The sequence below is a fragment of the Amycolatopsis suaedae genome (assembly GCF_004214935.1).
GTDB classification, from domain to species: Bacteria; Actinomycetota; Actinomycetes; order Mycobacteriales; family Pseudonocardiaceae; genus Amycolatopsis; species Amycolatopsis suaedae.
Genome location: NZ_SFCC01000006.1, coordinates 13,516 through 27,450, shown reverse-complemented (window position 1 = coordinate 27,450; position 13,935 = coordinate 13,516). Strand labels below are relative to the sequence as shown.

Below are 13,935 nucleotides of genomic sequence, written 5' to 3'. Positions count from 1 at the left end.
TTACACATGCCTACGGAACGTCACACGGTTGTCGGCTTGCCCGCCACCGAACCCGCCCCGGAGCGACGACATGCTCCGACCCGGGTTTCCGACGATGTGCTGCTCGACGCCGCACGCACGTGCGTACTCGCCGCCGGTGTGCGTCGCACCACACTCGCCGAGATCGCCAGGACGGCCAGCGTCAGCCGGATGACGCTGTACCGGCGTTTCCCCGACGTGCGCAGCATCCTCGCCGCCCTGATGACCCGGGAGTTCGGCGCGCTGCTGCAGAAGGCGAACCTGCTGGCCGCGAGCGAGGCGACGGGCCGGGCGCGGCTGGTGCGCTGCTCCGTCGAGTCGGTCAAGGCACTGGCGAACGATCCGCTGATGCGTACCGTGCTCGACGTCGACGCCGAGTTGCTGCTGCCCTACATCGTCGAACGCCTCGGCGGTACCCAGCGGCTCGCCGAGCAGGTCATCGCGGCCCTGCTGGCGGCAGGCCATGAGGACGGTTCGATCCGGCAGGGCGACGGGCCCGCGCAGGTGCGGTCCGTGCTGCTGGTCGTGCAGTCGTTCGTGCTCTCGCTGCGCCCGGCCACCGCCGACGTCGACGAGGACGCCCTGCTCGCCGAGTTCAGTCACCTGCTGGACGCGGCCCTGCGCCCATGAGGGCGGGCGCGCTCAACGCGAGGCGCCGTTCGTCCGAACTGGACCGGCTGGCCGGCGGCGAAGCGGTCGACATCGCCGTCGTGGGTGGCGGCGTCACCGGTGCCGGGATCGCGCTCGACGCGGCCGCGCGCGGCCTCTCGGTCGCGCTCGTCGAGGCACACGACCTCGCGTTCGGCACCTCCCGCTGGTCGAGCAAGCTCGTGCACGGCGGCCTGCGTTACCTCGCCAAGGGCCAGTTCGCGCTGGCCTACGAGAGCGCGGTCGAGCGCGGCATCCTGATGACGTCGACCGCGCCGCACCTGACCCGCACCATCCCGCAGGTCTTTCCCATGCACGACACCACATCTCGGGCCCAGCAGGCAGTGATCGCGACCGGGCTGCACGCGGGCGACCTGCTGCGCCGGGCCGCCCGCACCCCCAGCCGGGTGCTGCCCGGCCCCAGGCGAATCCCCCGCGCCGAGGCAATGGCGCTGGCGCCGGGACTGCACGGGACCGGTCTGCGTGGCGCGCTGCTGTCGTTCGACGGCGCTCTCACCGACGACGCCCGCCTCGTGCTGGCACTGGCCAGGACCGCCGCGTCGCTCGGCGCGCGGGTGTTCACCGCACTGCCGGCGACCGAGGTGGCCGCCGACGGCGTGTGGGTCAAGGACCGGCTGACCGGGCATGCCCTGCGGATCAACGCACGCCAGGTGGTCAACGCCACCGGGGTGTGGGCGGGCGAGCTGGTTCCGTCGGCCCGGCTGACGCCGTCCCGCGGGTCGCACCTGGTGCTGCCGCTGTCGGCGACCGGGCTGGGTGTCAGCGCGGTCATGGTGCCGGTTCCGGGCGCGACCAACCGGTTCGTCCTGCTGCTGCCCCAGCCCAACGGCCGGGTCTACCTCGGGCTGACCGACGAACCGGTCAGCGGCGCGATTCCCGACGTACCGGACGTTCCTGAGTCCGATGTGGACTTCCTGCTGGAGGTGGCGTCCTCGGCACTGCGCCGGGACCTGAGCCGCGACGACGTGATCGGCAGGTTCGCCGGACTGCGGCCGCTGATCGGTGAGCCGGGCGACGAGACGCTGTCCGCCGACCGCTCGCGGGAGCACGCCGTGCTGACCTCGCCGGACGGTGTGGTGACGGTCATCGGCGGAAAGCTCACCACGTACCGGAAGATGGCCGCGGAGGCGGTCGACAAGGCGATCGCCACGGCGGGTCTGCGGGCGGGCCCGTCGCCGACCCGGAACCTGCCGCTGCTCGGCGCGGCGTCCCGGTCGGCGCTGACCACGGTCGAGGCCCCACGCCGGCTGGTGGCCACCTACGGCACCGAAGCCGCGAGCGTCCGCGCGATCGGGGACCTGGATCCGGCACTGGCCGAACCGCTGTACCCCGGCTGCGACATCACCGGCGCCGAGGTTGTCTGGGCGGTCAGACAAGAGGGTGCGCTGGACGTCGACGACGTCCTGCACCGGCGCACCCGGCTCGGTCTGGTCCCGGCCGAGGCCGACGCCGCCCGCGAGCGGGCGGCCGACCTGGTGGAGCGCACCCTCGCCGGTCTCGCCTGAGCCCGCCGAGCACGTGGGGCTGGTGTGGTGGTGTCGATGCCGTGAAGGGGGCCCTCACGGCGTCTGATGCTGTGAAGGCCCCCTTCATGGCATCAGCCACCACCAACTTGACGGATCATTGGGTTTTTACAACACTGCGTTGCATGAGTCCGGTAAGACGTGGCAAAGAGCTGCCGATCTACAACCGGCTGCCGGTGCTCCGGGCGGAACGCGGGATGAGCCGGGTCCAGCTGGCGGAGGCCGTCGAGGTCAACCCGCAGACCATCGGCGCGCTGGAGCGAGGCGATCACTACCCCAGCCTCGACCTGGCGATGCGCATCTGCGACGTGTTCGGGCTCCCGGTGGAGGCGGTGTTCAGCCGTGCGCCGTTCACCCCGCTGTCCACCCAGGTCTATCCGAAGGGGGAACGATGAAGTCCAGGCGAAGCTGGGAGCAGGCACTGGAGAAGCACCGCGAGGCCGTGCTGGAACACGAGCGCAGGAACGCGACGAAACTGCTCGGCTGGCGGACCAGACACCATCGCCGCCGGGTGGTCGGCGTGGTGGCACTCGGCAACCTGATCATGATCACGGCCGCGGCGATCGTCACCGAGGACGACACCGCGGTCTGGGTGACGTTCGCGTGCCTGTGGTTCACCGGGCTGGCGGTGATCCTGGCCGGACAGCATGTCCTGCGCATCCTCGCCGGCCGGATGACCGCCCAGTATCTCGGCGTGCTCGACGAACGCGAACGGCTGTGGCGGTACCGGGTCAATCACATCGGCTACCAGGTCGCGGTGGCGCTGATGATCGTGGCGTTCGGCTACATCATGCTGATCGCCAAGTCCGCGGAGGCCGCCTACCGTGGCGGGCTGATGCTCATGGCACTGGCGCTGCTGGCCACCAGCGTCCCGGGAATGATCCTGGGCTGGACACTGCCCGACGACGACCCCGAAGACATCGAAGAGCTCTCGGCTACCGTGGACGCGGCTGGGAAGAGTGGGAAGGAAGCCAATGGCTGACAACACGCTCGAGATCGAGCGAGTGTCCAAACGCTACGGTGACGTGGTCGCCCTCGACGAGGTGAGCTTCGACGTACGGGCCGGGGAGCTGTTCGGCTTCGTCGGCAGCAACGGCGCGGGCAAGACGACGACCATGCGCATCGTGCTCGGCGTGCTCGCCGCCGACGCGGGCGAGGTCCGGTTCGCCGGGGAAGCGGTCGATCACCAGACTCGTACCCGGATCGGCTACATGCCCGAAGAGCGTGGTCTGTACCCGAAGATGAAGGTACTGGACCAGTTGGTCTACCTGGCTCAGCTGCATGGCATGTCCGCCAACCAGGCACACGCCAGCGCGCGGAACTGGATCAGCAGGCTCGGCCTCGCCGAACGCAGTGGCGAGGAGGTGCAGAAGCTCAGCCTCGGCAACCAGCAACGCGTCCAGCTGGCCGCCGCGCTGGTCCACGACCCCGCCGTGCTGGTACTCGACGAACCGTTCTCCGGACTCGACCCGCTCGCCGTCGACGTCATGAGCGACGTGCTGAAGGCGAAGGCCGCCAACGGCGTCCCGGTGGTGTTCTCCAGCCACCAGCTCGATCTGGTGGAACGGCTGTGTGACCGGGTGGGCATCATCCGCTCGGGAAGGATGGTGGCCACCGGGTCGGTCGGTGAGCTGACCGCCGACGCCGCCGTACGGCTGCGGATCGTCGCACCAGGGGCGACTCCCGGCTGGGCCGACGGCCTGCCGGGGGTGTCTGTGATCTCAGACAGCGGCGCGGAGACCGTCGTGGAACTCGCCGCAGGCGCCGACGACCAGGCCGTGCTCACCGCGGCACTGGCCACCGGGCCGGTGACCGAGTTCAGCAGGCGGACGCCGTCGCTGACCGAACTCTTCCGCACCGCCGTCGCCGAGGAGAAGACTCCCGCATGAGCACCCCGAGCAACTCCGAGCACTCGGTCGGCGCGGTCACCGCGGTCCGGCTGGTCGCGCAGCGCGAGCTGAACACCCGCCTGCGGACGAAGTCGTTCGTCATCGGCACGGCAGTCATCCTCGCCGTGCTCGCCGGCTATCTGGTACTCCAGACAACGCTGTTCGGTCAGGCGGACACGAGCAAGATCGGTCTGTCCGGCCAGACAGCCGGAATCGCCGAGACGCTCAAAACGCAGGCCGCGCAACTCGGCAAGAACGTCGAGACGACCCCGGTCACCAACCCGGACGAAGCCCGCAAGCAGGTCGCCGACGGCGACCTCGACGCCGTCCTGTCCGGCAACCGGTCCGATCTGCAGGTCCTGGTGAAGGACCAGCTCGATCAGCGGATCGAGGCCGCGCTGACCGCCATCGCGCGTAACGAGGTACTGAGCGCCGAGTTGACCAGGATCGGCGAGGATCCGACGCGGGTCCTCGGTCTGGCCAACGAGACACAGCTCAAGGTCACCACGATCGAGCAACCGGATCCGGAACGCGGACAGCGTCTCGTCATCGGCCTGGTCATGGTGTTCCTGCTCTACATGAGCATCACGACCTACGGGACGCTGGTGGCGCAGGGCATCATCGAGGAGAAGGCGAGCCGGGTCGTCGAGATCCTGCTGTCCACCGTGCGACCGTGGCAGTTGCTGCTGGGCAAGGTGATCGGGCTCGGGCTCGTCGGCCTGATCCAGCTGGCGATCCTCGCCGTCGCCGGGTTGGTGATGGCGACGTCGACGGGGGTGCTCACGCTGTCCGGCGTGGCCACCTCGACGGTGCTGTGGGGCATCGTCTGGTACCTGCTCGGCTTCTTCCTCTACGCGACGGTCTTCGCCGGTGCGGGCTCGCTGGTGTCGCGGCAGGAAGACGCGCAGTCGGTGCTCACGCCGGTCACGATGGTGCTGGTGATCGGGTTCGTGGTGGGGCTGAACGTGTTGCTGCAGGCGCCGGACAGCACGGCTTCGCTGGTGCTGTCGATGATCCCGCCGCTGTCACCGGTGCTCATGCCCGGCCGGATGGCGGCCGGTGTCGCCGCCCCGCTGGAAGTGGCCATCGCGCTGGTTCTCACCCTCGCCACGGTGGCGCTGTTCACCTGGCTGGGCGGGAAGATCTACGGCAACGCCGTGCTGCGCACCGGCAGCCGGGTCAAGCTCTCCGACGCGCTGCGCGGCTAGTGTCCTGCACCGCGCCGTAACGGGCCAGCGCCTCCTGGCGCTCCTCGGCGTGATCCACCATCGGCGGCGGGTAGCCCTCCGGGCACCCGCCGTCGAGCTTCACCGGCTCGTGTACCGCCCTGCCCGGCACGGCACGCAGCTCGGCGACGTAGCGGCGCACGTAGTCGCCGTCCGGATCGAACTTGCGGCCCTGCGTCGTCGGGTTGAACACGCGGAAGTACGGCGCCGCGTCGGTGCCCGAGCCGGCCACCCACTGCCAGTTCAGCTGGTTGGAGGCCAGGTCACCGTCGACGAGGTGACGCATGAAGTGCCGGGCACCCCACCACCACGGCAGATGCAGGTCCTTGACCAGGAAGCTGGCCACGATCATCCGGACCCGGTTGTGCATCCACCCCTCGGCCAGCAGCTGCCGCATCCCGGCGTCGACGATCGGGAAGCCGGTACGCCCCTCCCGCCACTGCCGGAACGCCTCGTCCGCGCCGGGACCGCTGTCGTGCCGCATCCGGTCGAACCGCTCGTCGTAGTTGCGGCGTGCGGTTTCCGGGCGGTGCCACAGGACGTCGGCGTGGAACTCCCGCCAGGCCAGCTCCGACCGCAGCGCCTCCGCACCGTCCGGCAGGTCGGCGAGCAGCGTGCGCGGGTGCACGCAACCCCACCGCAGGTACGGCGACAGCAGCGTCGTACCCGGCCGGTCGGGCCGGTCGCGGTCGGTGCCGTAGTCGTCCAGCCGCTCGTCGAGGAACCGCTCCCAGACCCGCATGGCGGCCGCTTCGCCCGGCTCGAACAACGGATCCGGGCCGTCCGCAACGGACTCGCCGCGAAGCGGCGGCTCGATCCATTCCACAGTGGACGCCGAGCTGTCAGCGGGCCCGCGCCAGCCGTGCCGCAGCCAGGCGCGGTAGAACGGGGTGAACACCCGGTACGGCTCGCCGTCGGCCTTACGGACCCGGCCCGGCGTGACGGCGTACGGCGAGCCGGTCTCCACCCACTCGACGCCGCGCTTTGCCAGCGCCGCGGCGACGGCCCCGTCGCGGCGCCTGCCGTACGGGCCGGTGTCGGTGCTGACGTGGACACTCGACGCCTCGACCGCCTCGGCGACCCGGGGCACCTCCCGCACCGGGTCGCCGCGCACCACGAGCAGCCTGCCGTCGAGTTGCCCGGACAACGTCCGCAGGCAGCCATGAAGAAAGTCCAGCCTGGGCTTGCCAGCGGGCCGCAGCAGCGTGTCGTCGAGCACGTACAACGCGAGCGCCCGAGGTGATCGCCGCGCGGCGGTCAGCAGGGCGGGCAGGTCACGCAGCCGTAGATCCCTGCGAAACCAGAGCACGGTGGGAGCCTCGGTCACGACCCGAGGCTACCCACCGTGCGGGAAATCAACGCTCCGAAACGGGCTTGTAGTCGCGCTCCTTCTCCCCGGTGTAGATCTGCCGCGGGCGGCCGATCTTGGTCGCCGGGTCGTTGATCATCTCGCGCCAGTGCGCGATCCAGCCGGGCAGCCGGCCGAGCGCGAACAGCACGGTGAAGTACTGCGTCGGGAACCCGAGCGCCCGGTAGATCAGTCCGGTGTAGAAGTCCACGTTCGGGTAGAGCTTGCGCTCGACGAAGTAGTCGTCGGACAGCGCGGTCTCCTCGAGCTTCTTGGCGATGTCGAGCAGCTGGTCGCCGCCGCCGATCTTGCCGAGGATCTCGTCCGCAGTCTGCTTGATGATCTTCGCGCGCGGGTCGTAGTTCTTGTAGACCCGGTGCCCGAAGCCCATCAGCCGGACGCCCTTTTCCTTGTTCTTCACCCGGTTGACGAAGCTCGCCACGTCGCCGCCGTCGGCCTGGATGCCCTCGAGCATGTCCAGCACCGCGCTGTTGGCGCCGCCGTGCAGCGGACCGAACAGGGCCATGATGCCCGCCGAGATGCTGGCGAACAGGTTGGCCTCGGAGGACCCGACCAGCCGCACGGTCGACGTCGAGCAGTTCTGCTCGTGGTCGGCGTGCAGGATGAACAGCAGGTCCAGCGCCTTGGCGACGTCGGGGTCGACGTCGTAGGGCTCGGCGGGCAGGCCGAAGGTCAGCCGCAGGAAGTTCTCCACCAGGCCCAGCGAGTTGTCCGGGTACAGGAACGGCTGGCCGATGGACTTCTTGTACGCGTAGGCGGCCAGGGTCGGCACCTTGGCGAGCAGGCGGATCGTGGACAGCTCGACGTTGGGTTCGTCGAACGGGTTCAGCGAGTCCTGGTAGAAGGTGGACAGTGCGGACACCGCGCTGGACAGCACCGGCATCGGGTGCGCGTCCCGCGGGAAGCCGTCGAAGAACCGCTTGAGGTCCTCATGCAGCAGCGTGTGCCGGTTGATCTTCGAGGTGAACTGCTCCAGCTGCTCGGTCGTCGGCAGCTCGCCGTAGATCAGCAGGTAGGAGACCTCGATGAAGTTGGAGTGCTGTGCGAGCTGCTCGATCGGGTAACCCCGGTAACGCAGGATTCCGGCGTCACCGTCGATGTAGGTGATCGCCGACGACGCCGCCCCGGTGTTCACGAAGCCCGGGTCGTAGGTGATGTACCCGGTCGAAGCCAGCAGCTTCCCGAGCTCGATACCCGGGGCGCCCTCGACAGCCTGGACCACCTTCAGCTCGTGCTCGCCGCCACCCGGCAGGCGCAGCGCCGCGGTCGTCGCGTCGGACATGCAAGTGCCTCTCACGATCACACGGGCCGGCGGCACCTGCGGGTCTTACGCAGAAGCCATCTGTTCACGCGAGCCGGAACTGGAGTCTCGCGGCACACCGCCCCGCTGGGGTATGAATTCCCCTCTACGCTAGTCGACTACACCGTGGTTGCGCAGCCGTTGAGTTACCGACGGCAAACAGTTTGGGACAAGGTTCACACACGCGGGGTGCCCAGCTCGGCTTCCGTGGGCGGTTCGGCCCCGCTGCGGGACACGGTGATCGCCGCCGCGGCGGCGGCGTAGCCGAGCGCGGCGGCCCAGTCCTGTTCGCCCAGCACAGCGACGTCGGTCACACCGCGGTGGTTGAACCACGCCAGCAACGCCCCCTGAACCGTGTCGCCGGCACCGATCGTGTCGACGACCTCCACCCGCGAGGAGGGCACCCGGACAGCCAGCCCGGCCGTCCGGACGGACAGCCCCTCGGCACCGTGGGTCAGTACGACGGCCGTCACACCGCTGTCCAGCCAGGACGACACGGCCGCGTCCAGGTCCATCCCGCCCGCCAGCCACTCGGCGTCCTCCACGGACAGCTTGAGCAGGCGAACGTCTGGTATCCAAGACTTGAACCGCTCCCGGTACGCCGCCGGGTCGTCGATCAGCGCGGCCCTGATGTTGGGGTCGAGCGCGGTCAGCACACCGGCTGCCGCTTCCCTGCGCAGCACCGCCTCGTAGGCACTCGCGCCGGGCTCCAGCACCATGCCGAGCGTGCCGAGCGACAGCGCGGTGGTGCCCTCGGGCAGCGGCCCGGGGTCGGTGAACAGCCGGTCGGCCGTTCCCCGGGTGTAGAACGTGTAGTGCGCGGAACCGGCCTCGTCCAGCGCGACGACGGCCAGCGTCGTCGGCTCGTCGCCGCGTTGCGTCAGCGTGGTGTCCACGTTGGACGCTTGCAGCCGGTCCACCAGCGCGACGCCGAAGCGGTCGGTGGACACCCTGGACAGGAACGCCGAGGGCGCGCCCAGCCTGCCCGCGGCCAGCGCGACGTTGTACGGCCCACCACCCAGCCGGGGCAGCAGCGGACGCAACTCACCATCTACTGTGGACTCACCGGGCACCAGGTCGACCAGCGCCTCACCACCGACCACGATCACGCGCGTAAGGCTAGTCCGTCCAGCAGCAGCTCCGACAGAGCGGTGAACGCCTCGGCGTCGCCGACGCCGGCCCGCGTGCCCAGCACGCCGGTCTGGATGCTTTCGATGAGCAGCCCGGCCATCTCGGCGATCAGACCCGCCCGGACGTCACGGAACGTTCCGTCCTCGACACCCTTCGCGATGAACGCGCGGATGCGGTCCGCGGCGGCGCGGCTGTTGCGCTCGTAGGTCTGCCGGGCCGGGGCGAACTCGGCGATGTCGCGCATGAAGGCAGGCGAGGCCAGGCTCAGGCAGTCCGCGACGCCTGCCAGGTAACCCCCGATCAGCTCCCTGGCGTCGGCGACGCCCTCGATGCGGGCCTCCACCTGCTCGGTCGCGCCCTTGAAGAAATGCCCGACCACCCTGACCGCCAGCTGCTCCTTGCTCGGGGCCAGCGCGTAGAGCGTCGACTTCGAGCAACGCAGGCGGGCGGCGAGGTCGTCCAGCGTGAACGCAGCGAACCCCTCGGCGAGGAACAGGTCCACCAGTTGGCCGAGCAGCGTGCGCTGACGGGCGGTCAACCGATTCGTTGCGATGCGGGCGTCGACAGGGGACATGTCGACACAGTACTCTCTACGGACCGACAGTACAGTTTTCAGTATCAAACCGCTTGCTCGGAGGACCCCATGCCGGCGGAGCGCCTGCTTCCCACCACTGAAGCGAAAGACCTGGTCGACCTCGCGCGGGAGATCGCCCGCGACGAGCTGGCCCCGCACGCCGCGGAGTACGAGGAGGCGGAACGCTTCCCGCGAGAGCAGTTCCGGCTGCTCGGCAAGTCCGGCCTGCTCGGGCTGCCGTACTCCGAACGCTGGGGCGGCGGTGAGGTGCCCTACGAGGTGTACCTGCAGGCGCTCGAGGAGATCGCGGCCGCGTGGATGTCGGTGGGCGTCGGGCTGTCGGTGCACACCATGTCCTGCTTCGCGCTGGCCCACCACGGCACCGACGCGCAGCGCGACCGCTGGCTGCCGGGGATGCTGGACGGCGACCTGCTCGGCGGGTACGCCCTGTCCGAGCCGCACGCCGGCTCCGACGCGGCCGCCCTGTCCACCCGCGCGCGCCGCGACGGCGACGTCTACCGGGTCGACGGGACGAAGGCGTGGATCACCCACGCGGGTCAGGCCGACTTCTACACCACGATGGTGCGGACGTCCGAGGCCGACATCTCGTGCCTGCTGATCGACGGCGCCACGCCGGGGCTGTCCGCGGGCAAGCCCGAACGCAAGATGGGGCTGACCGGGTCGACCACCGCGCAGCTGCGGTTCGACGACGCGCGGGTCGAGGCGGACCGGCTGATCGGCGAGGAAGGTCAGGGGCTCAAGATCGCGCTGTCGTCGCTCAGCTCGGGCAGGCTGGGGATCGCGGCGTGCGCGGTCGGGCTCGCCCAGGCCGCGCTGGACGAGGCCGTCACCTATGCGAAGGGGCGCAGCCAGTTCGGCAAGCCGATCATCGACTTCCAGGGCGTCGAGTTCCTGCTCGCCGACATGGCCGCGGCCGTCGAGACGTCACGGGCGATGTATCTCGACGCCGCTCGCCGGCGGGACCGCGGGCTGCCGTTCCGGCGGCAGGCGTCGATCGCCAAGCTGACCGCGACCGACGCGGCCATGAAGGTGACCACCGACGCGGTGCAGGTGCTCGGCGGGGCCGGCTACACGAAGGACTTCCCGGTGGAGCGATACATGCGCGAGGCCAAGGTGCCGCAGATCTTCGAGGGCACCAACCAGATCCAGCGCATGGTCATCGCCCGCGAGCTGCGGGAGATGTGACCGGCCCGGGGGCGGCTTTAGCGGGCTAAAGCCGCCCCCGGGGAGTCCTACTCCACGTACCGGCGGGAGGTGACGACGCCCTCGCCGGTCGCCTCGTCGAAGTGGTACACCTCGCGGCCGCGGACGAACACGCGCATCGCCCGGTTCATGACGTCGAGCGGGTCGCCGCTCCAGATGACCACGTCGGCGTCGAGCCCCGGCTTCAGCGCGCCGACCCGGTCGTCCAGCCCGAGCATCGCCGCCGGGTTGACGGTGATCGACCGTAGCGCGGTCTCCGGGTCCAGGCCCTCCTTGACCGCGAGCGCGGCCTGGTAGACGAGGAAGTTGATCGGCACGACCGGATGGTCGGTGGTGATCGCCAGCTTGACCCCGGCACGGGCGAGGATGCCGGCCGACCGCAGGGTGCGGTGCCGCAGCTCGACCTTCGACCGCGTGGTGAACAGCGGCCCGAGGATCACGGGAACGTCCCGTTCGGCGAGGACGTCGGCGATGAGGTGCCCTTCGGTGCCGTGATTGATCACCAGCCGGTAGCCGAACTCCTCGGCCAGCCGGATCGCGGTGACCATGTCGTCGGCCCGGTGCACGTGCTGGTCCCAGTACAGCTCCCCGGCCAGCACCCTGGCCAGGGTCTCCTTGCCGAGGTCGACGTCGAACGGCTTGCCCTCGGACCGCGCGTGGTCACGGGCGGCGGTGTAGTTGCGGGCCTCGGTGAACGCCTGCCGAAGCACGGCCGCCACGCCGAGCCTGGTCGACGGCGTCTGCTTGCGGTCGCCGTAGACGCGCTTCGGGTTCTCCCCCAGCGCGCTCTTCACGCTGACCGACTCGGCGAACACCATGTCCAGCGCGGTCCGGCCCCAGGTCTTCACCGCGACCGTCTGCCCGCCGATCGGGTTACCCGAGCCCGGCTTGATCACCGCGCTGGTCACGCCGCCTGCGAGCGCGTCGTCGAAACCGACCTCGGCCGGGTCGATACCGTCGATCGCCCGGAAGCGGGCACCGTTGGGGTCGGTCATCTCGTTGACGTCGTCGCCCGACCAGCCCTCGCCCTCCTCGCTGACCCCGAGGTGGCCGTGTGCCTCGACGAACCCGGGCAGCACCCAGCAGCCCGCCGCGTCGACGATGTCGGCGTCCTCGGGAACGTCGACGTCGGCCTCCGTGCCGACAGCGACGATCCTGCCCTCGGAGATGAGGACCGTTCCCCCTTCGATCGGCTCACCGTCGACCGGAACGACGTAGCCGCCAAGAATCGCGCTCACCATGGTTCGACACGCTAACGGTCTGCGTACCCGGCGTGCCAACAGGCCCCGGACATACTCAGTGGACTCGAAAACACCAACGGCAATTAAATACCGTAGTTCTTAACCACCAAAGTATGTTGAAGCGATCTCCCCGAGATTCTAGCGTCAACTGCGTTTGACGCGTGGGTCCCGCGTCGAATTCCCTGCAGATGAAGGGTATCGCGATGCGCAAGAAAACATTCTCGAGGTCGTTACTGGTCGCCTTGATGGCATTGGCAACCGTTTTCCTCGGCCCGGTAACCCAGGTGAGCAACGCAGCCGAGGGCGAACCCATCACAGCCGAAGAGTTCGAACAACTCGCCCGCAGCGCGGCGCAGATGCAGCCACCGCCGGGCGGCTGGCCGGTTCCGAGCCGGCGCAGCTACACCATCCTCAGCTCCTGCCAGGCACACGCCTCCGCGATCCGCGGCGGCGCGGCCGCGTGGCAGGGAATGACCGAGGGCGGCGGTACACCGGTCGAGTGCCGCAACGGCTACATCACCGACTGCGGCGGCGGCACGCGGGTCGTCGGCTGCAACTGGGGCCGTGGGCAGCGCATCGCCCTGTTCATGGGTGGCGTGAGCGACGACAGGCTGCTCGCGGCGCACGAGTTCGGCCACGACTGGTACGGGCACTCCAGCTACCGGTGTGCCGGGTGGAGCAGCCCGTCCCACGTCATGGCGCCGTCGATGTGCGGCGGGTTCGGGAACAAGGTCGCCTCACTGGACGGCGACCACGCCGGACACTGACCGACCGGAATGAGCCGTGGCCGGCACCCGAAATCGCGATCGGGGCCGGCCACGGTCGTTTGTCAGTAGACCCTGATCCCCCAGCTGCCTTCCCAGGACTCGCCCGGCGCCAGCTCGATGAGGTCGGTCCGCGAGTTGAGCGCGTCCGCGGGGCAGGTCATCGGCTCGATCGCCACCGCGCGGCCGCGGCCGACCAGATCGGCCGGCGTGAAGACCTGGACCCACCGGAAGTCCGGGCCCGCCCACACGTCCAGCGTCGTGTCCTCGTGGGTGAGCAGGTGGTGGTGCAGGCCGTCCTCGCCGAGCGCGAGCCCGCCGAACGCCGTGTCCAGGTCGAGGTCGGCCAGCCGGCGGCCGGCTCGCAGGTCGTAGTCGGTGCCCTCGACGTCCTGCTCGTCGGCGTAGGGCAGCTGGTTCGCGTCGTCGAAGGGCCGCACCCGCGTGGCCGGCACGGTCAGCGTCAGCTCGTCGGTGGGTACCTCGCCGATCCGGAAGTACGGGTGGGTGCCGAGGCCGACACCGATCGGTTCGGTGCCGGCGTTGCGGATCTCGTGGGTGACGGTCAGCGCCCGCGGCGCCAGCTCGTAGGTGACGGTCGCGCCCAGCGGCACCGGCCAGCCCGGCTCGTCCTCGATGTCGATCTCCATCGTGATGGCCGACTCGGCGTGCTCGACGAGCGTCCACTCCTTGCGCCGGGTCAGGCCGTGGATGGCGTTGCCCCTGGCTGGTTCGGTGACCTCCAGCTGCTGCTTCTCACCGTCGTGCACCCACTGCGCGGCCTTTGTCCGGTTGGGCCAGGGCAGCAGGACCTGACCGGCGCCCTTCGGCGGCGCGACGTCGACGTCGAAGGTCTCCACGTACGGCACGCCACCGATCTCGAACGCGCGTAGACCAGCGCCGATCTCGGTGATCACCGCGCGGGCCGTGCCCCTGGTGATCTCGAACTGCGCGCCGGTCGGGGACTTCTCCTCGGTCTCACCCATGCCGGGAATGTACCGGCCGTG

Annotated in this window: 14 protein-coding genes; 8 read left to right on the top strand and 6 right to left on the bottom strand. The window is 69.8% G+C overall.

What is annotated here, in order from left to right; all coding sequences use genetic code 11:
- The first annotated feature begins 6 nt into the window (after nucleotides 1-6).
- The 6 genes from EWH70_RS12715 to EWH70_RS12690 all read left to right on the top strand — a co-directional run bounded on the left by EWH70_RS12715 (nucleotide 7) and on the right by EWH70_RS12690 (nucleotide 5,307).
- On the top strand, nucleotides 7-648 hold the full coding sequence (locus EWH70_RS12715; RefSeq protein WP_130475566.1) for a TetR/AcrR family transcriptional regulator: 642 nt from the start codon (nucleotides 7-9) through the stop codon (nucleotides 646-648).
- Nucleotides 645-2,192, top strand: a complete 1,548-nt coding sequence (locus EWH70_RS12710) for a glycerol-3-phosphate dehydrogenase/oxidase (protein ID WP_130475565.1) — start codon at nucleotides 645-647, stop codon at nucleotides 2,190-2,192. The genes EWH70_RS12715 and EWH70_RS12710 overlap by 4 nt, the downstream gene beginning before the upstream one ends.
- Before the next feature lie 143 nt (nucleotides 2,193-2,335).
- A complete protein-coding gene (locus EWH70_RS12705) occupies nucleotides 2,336-2,605 on the top strand; it encodes a helix-turn-helix transcriptional regulator (RefSeq protein WP_130475564.1) in 270 nt (89 codons plus the stop codon).
- The gene (locus EWH70_RS12700) at nucleotides 2,602-3,192 is read left to right on the top strand and encodes a hypothetical protein (RefSeq protein WP_130475563.1); all 591 of its coding nucleotides are present in this window, start codon (nucleotides 2,602-2,604) and stop codon (nucleotides 3,190-3,192) included. The genes EWH70_RS12705 and EWH70_RS12700 overlap by 4 nt, the downstream gene beginning before the upstream one ends.
- On the top strand, nucleotides 3,185-4,099 hold the full coding sequence (locus EWH70_RS12695) for an ABC transporter ATP-binding protein (RefSeq protein ID WP_130475562.1): 915 nt from the start codon (nucleotides 3,185-3,187) through the stop codon (nucleotides 4,097-4,099). The genes EWH70_RS12700 and EWH70_RS12695 overlap by 8 nt, the downstream gene beginning before the upstream one ends.
- Nucleotides 4,096-5,307, top strand: coding sequence for an ABC transporter permease (locus EWH70_RS12690; RefSeq protein ID WP_130475561.1), 1,212 nt, complete (start codon nucleotides 4,096-4,098; stop codon nucleotides 5,305-5,307). Before EWH70_RS12695 ends, EWH70_RS12690 begins: the two co-directional genes overlap by 4 nt.
- Here the strand turns inward: EWH70_RS12690 and EWH70_RS12685 are convergent.
- The 4 genes from EWH70_RS12685 to EWH70_RS12670 all read right to left on the bottom strand — a co-directional run bounded on the left by EWH70_RS12685 (nucleotide 5,279) and on the right by EWH70_RS12670 (nucleotide 9,699).
- Nucleotides 5,279-6,652 carry a cryptochrome/photolyase family protein gene (locus EWH70_RS12685; RefSeq protein ID WP_240686957.1) on the bottom strand — a complete coding sequence of 458 codons (1,374 nt, stop codon included), beginning with the start codon at nucleotides 6,650-6,652 and terminating at the stop codon, nucleotides 5,279-5,281. The two genes, EWH70_RS12690 and EWH70_RS12685, sit on opposite strands and share 29 nt — an antisense overlap.
- A 28-nt stretch (nucleotides 6,653-6,680) precedes the next feature.
- On the bottom strand, nucleotides 6,681-7,976 hold the full coding sequence (locus tag EWH70_RS12680) for a citrate synthase (protein ID WP_130475560.1): 1,296 nt from the start codon (nucleotides 7,974-7,976) through the stop codon (nucleotides 6,681-6,683).
- A 194-nt stretch (nucleotides 7,977-8,170) separates the two neighbouring features.
- Entirely contained in the window at nucleotides 8,171-9,103 is a 933-nt protein-coding gene (locus EWH70_RS12675) for a carbohydrate kinase family protein (protein ID WP_130475559.1), read from the bottom strand.
- A complete protein-coding gene (locus EWH70_RS12670) occupies nucleotides 9,100-9,699 on the bottom strand; it encodes a TetR/AcrR family transcriptional regulator (protein ID WP_130475558.1) in 600 nt (199 codons plus the stop codon). Before EWH70_RS12670 ends, EWH70_RS12675 begins: the two co-directional genes overlap by 4 nt.
- A gap of 69 nt (nucleotides 9,700-9,768) precedes the next feature.
- Between EWH70_RS12670 and EWH70_RS12665 the strand changes: the two genes are divergently transcribed.
- The gene (locus EWH70_RS12665) at nucleotides 9,769-10,905 is read left to right on the top strand and encodes an acyl-CoA dehydrogenase family protein (RefSeq protein WP_130475557.1); all 1,137 of its coding nucleotides are present in this window, start codon (nucleotides 9,769-9,771) and stop codon (nucleotides 10,903-10,905) included.
- A gap of 47 nt (nucleotides 10,906-10,952) precedes the next feature.
- Here the strand turns inward: EWH70_RS12665 and EWH70_RS12660 are convergent, their stop codons facing one another.
- Entirely contained in the window at nucleotides 10,953-12,164 is a 1,212-nt protein-coding gene (locus EWH70_RS12660) for an amidohydrolase (protein ID WP_130475556.1), read from the bottom strand.
- 284 nt (nucleotides 12,165-12,448) lie between these two features.
- Between EWH70_RS12660 and EWH70_RS12655 the strand changes: the two genes are divergently transcribed.
- Nucleotides 12,449-12,931 (top strand): hypothetical protein, encoded by a 483-nt coding sequence (locus EWH70_RS12655; protein ID WP_240686956.1) that lies wholly within the window; start codon nucleotides 12,449-12,451, stop codon nucleotides 12,929-12,931.
- 62 nt (nucleotides 12,932-12,993) lie between these two features.
- On the opposite strand, the gene EWH70_RS12650 is transcribed toward EWH70_RS12655, so the two are convergent.
- Nucleotides 12,994-13,914: an aldose 1-epimerase family protein gene (locus EWH70_RS12650; protein WP_130475555.1), complete on the bottom strand. Its 921-nt coding sequence runs from the start codon at nucleotides 13,912-13,914 to the stop codon at nucleotides 12,994-12,996.
- Between the last annotated feature and the right edge of the window lie 21 nt (nucleotides 13,915-13,935).

Coding starts and splice junctions, on each gene's coding strand:
- EWH70_RS12715 (WP_130475566.1), top strand. CDS start 7: ATGCCTACGGAACGTCACACGGTTGTCGGCTTGCCCGCCACCGAACCC.
- EWH70_RS12710 (WP_130475565.1), top strand. CDS start 645: ATGAGGGCGGGCGCGCTCAACGCGAGGCGCCGTTCGTCCGAACTGGAC.
- EWH70_RS12705 (WP_130475564.1), top strand. CDS start 2,336: ATGAGTCCGGTAAGACGTGGCAAAGAGCTGCCGATCTACAACCGGCTG.
- EWH70_RS12700 (WP_130475563.1), top strand. CDS start 2,602: ATGAAGTCCAGGCGAAGCTGGGAGCAGGCACTGGAGAAGCACCGCGAG.
- EWH70_RS12695 (WP_130475562.1), top strand. CDS start 3,185: ATGGCTGACAACACGCTCGAGATCGAGCGAGTGTCCAAACGCTACGGT.
- EWH70_RS12690 (WP_130475561.1), top strand. CDS start 4,096: ATGAGCACCCCGAGCAACTCCGAGCACTCGGTCGGCGCGGTCACCGCG.
- EWH70_RS12680 (WP_130475560.1), bottom strand. CDS start 7,976: ATGTCCGACGCGACGACCGCGGCGCTGCGCCTGCCGGGTGGCGGCGAG.
- EWH70_RS12670 (WP_130475558.1), bottom strand. CDS start 9,699: ATGTCCCCTGTCGACGCCCGCATCGCAACGAATCGGTTGACCGCCCGT.
- EWH70_RS12665 (WP_130475557.1), top strand. CDS start 9,769: ATGCCGGCGGAGCGCCTGCTTCCCACCACTGAAGCGAAAGACCTGGTC.
- EWH70_RS12660 (WP_130475556.1), bottom strand. CDS start 12,164: ATGGTGAGCGCGATTCTTGGCGGCTACGTCGTTCCGGTCGACGGTGAG.
- EWH70_RS12650 (WP_130475555.1), bottom strand. CDS start 13,914: ATGGGTGAGACCGAGGAGAAGTCCCCGACCGGCGCGCAGTTCGAGATC.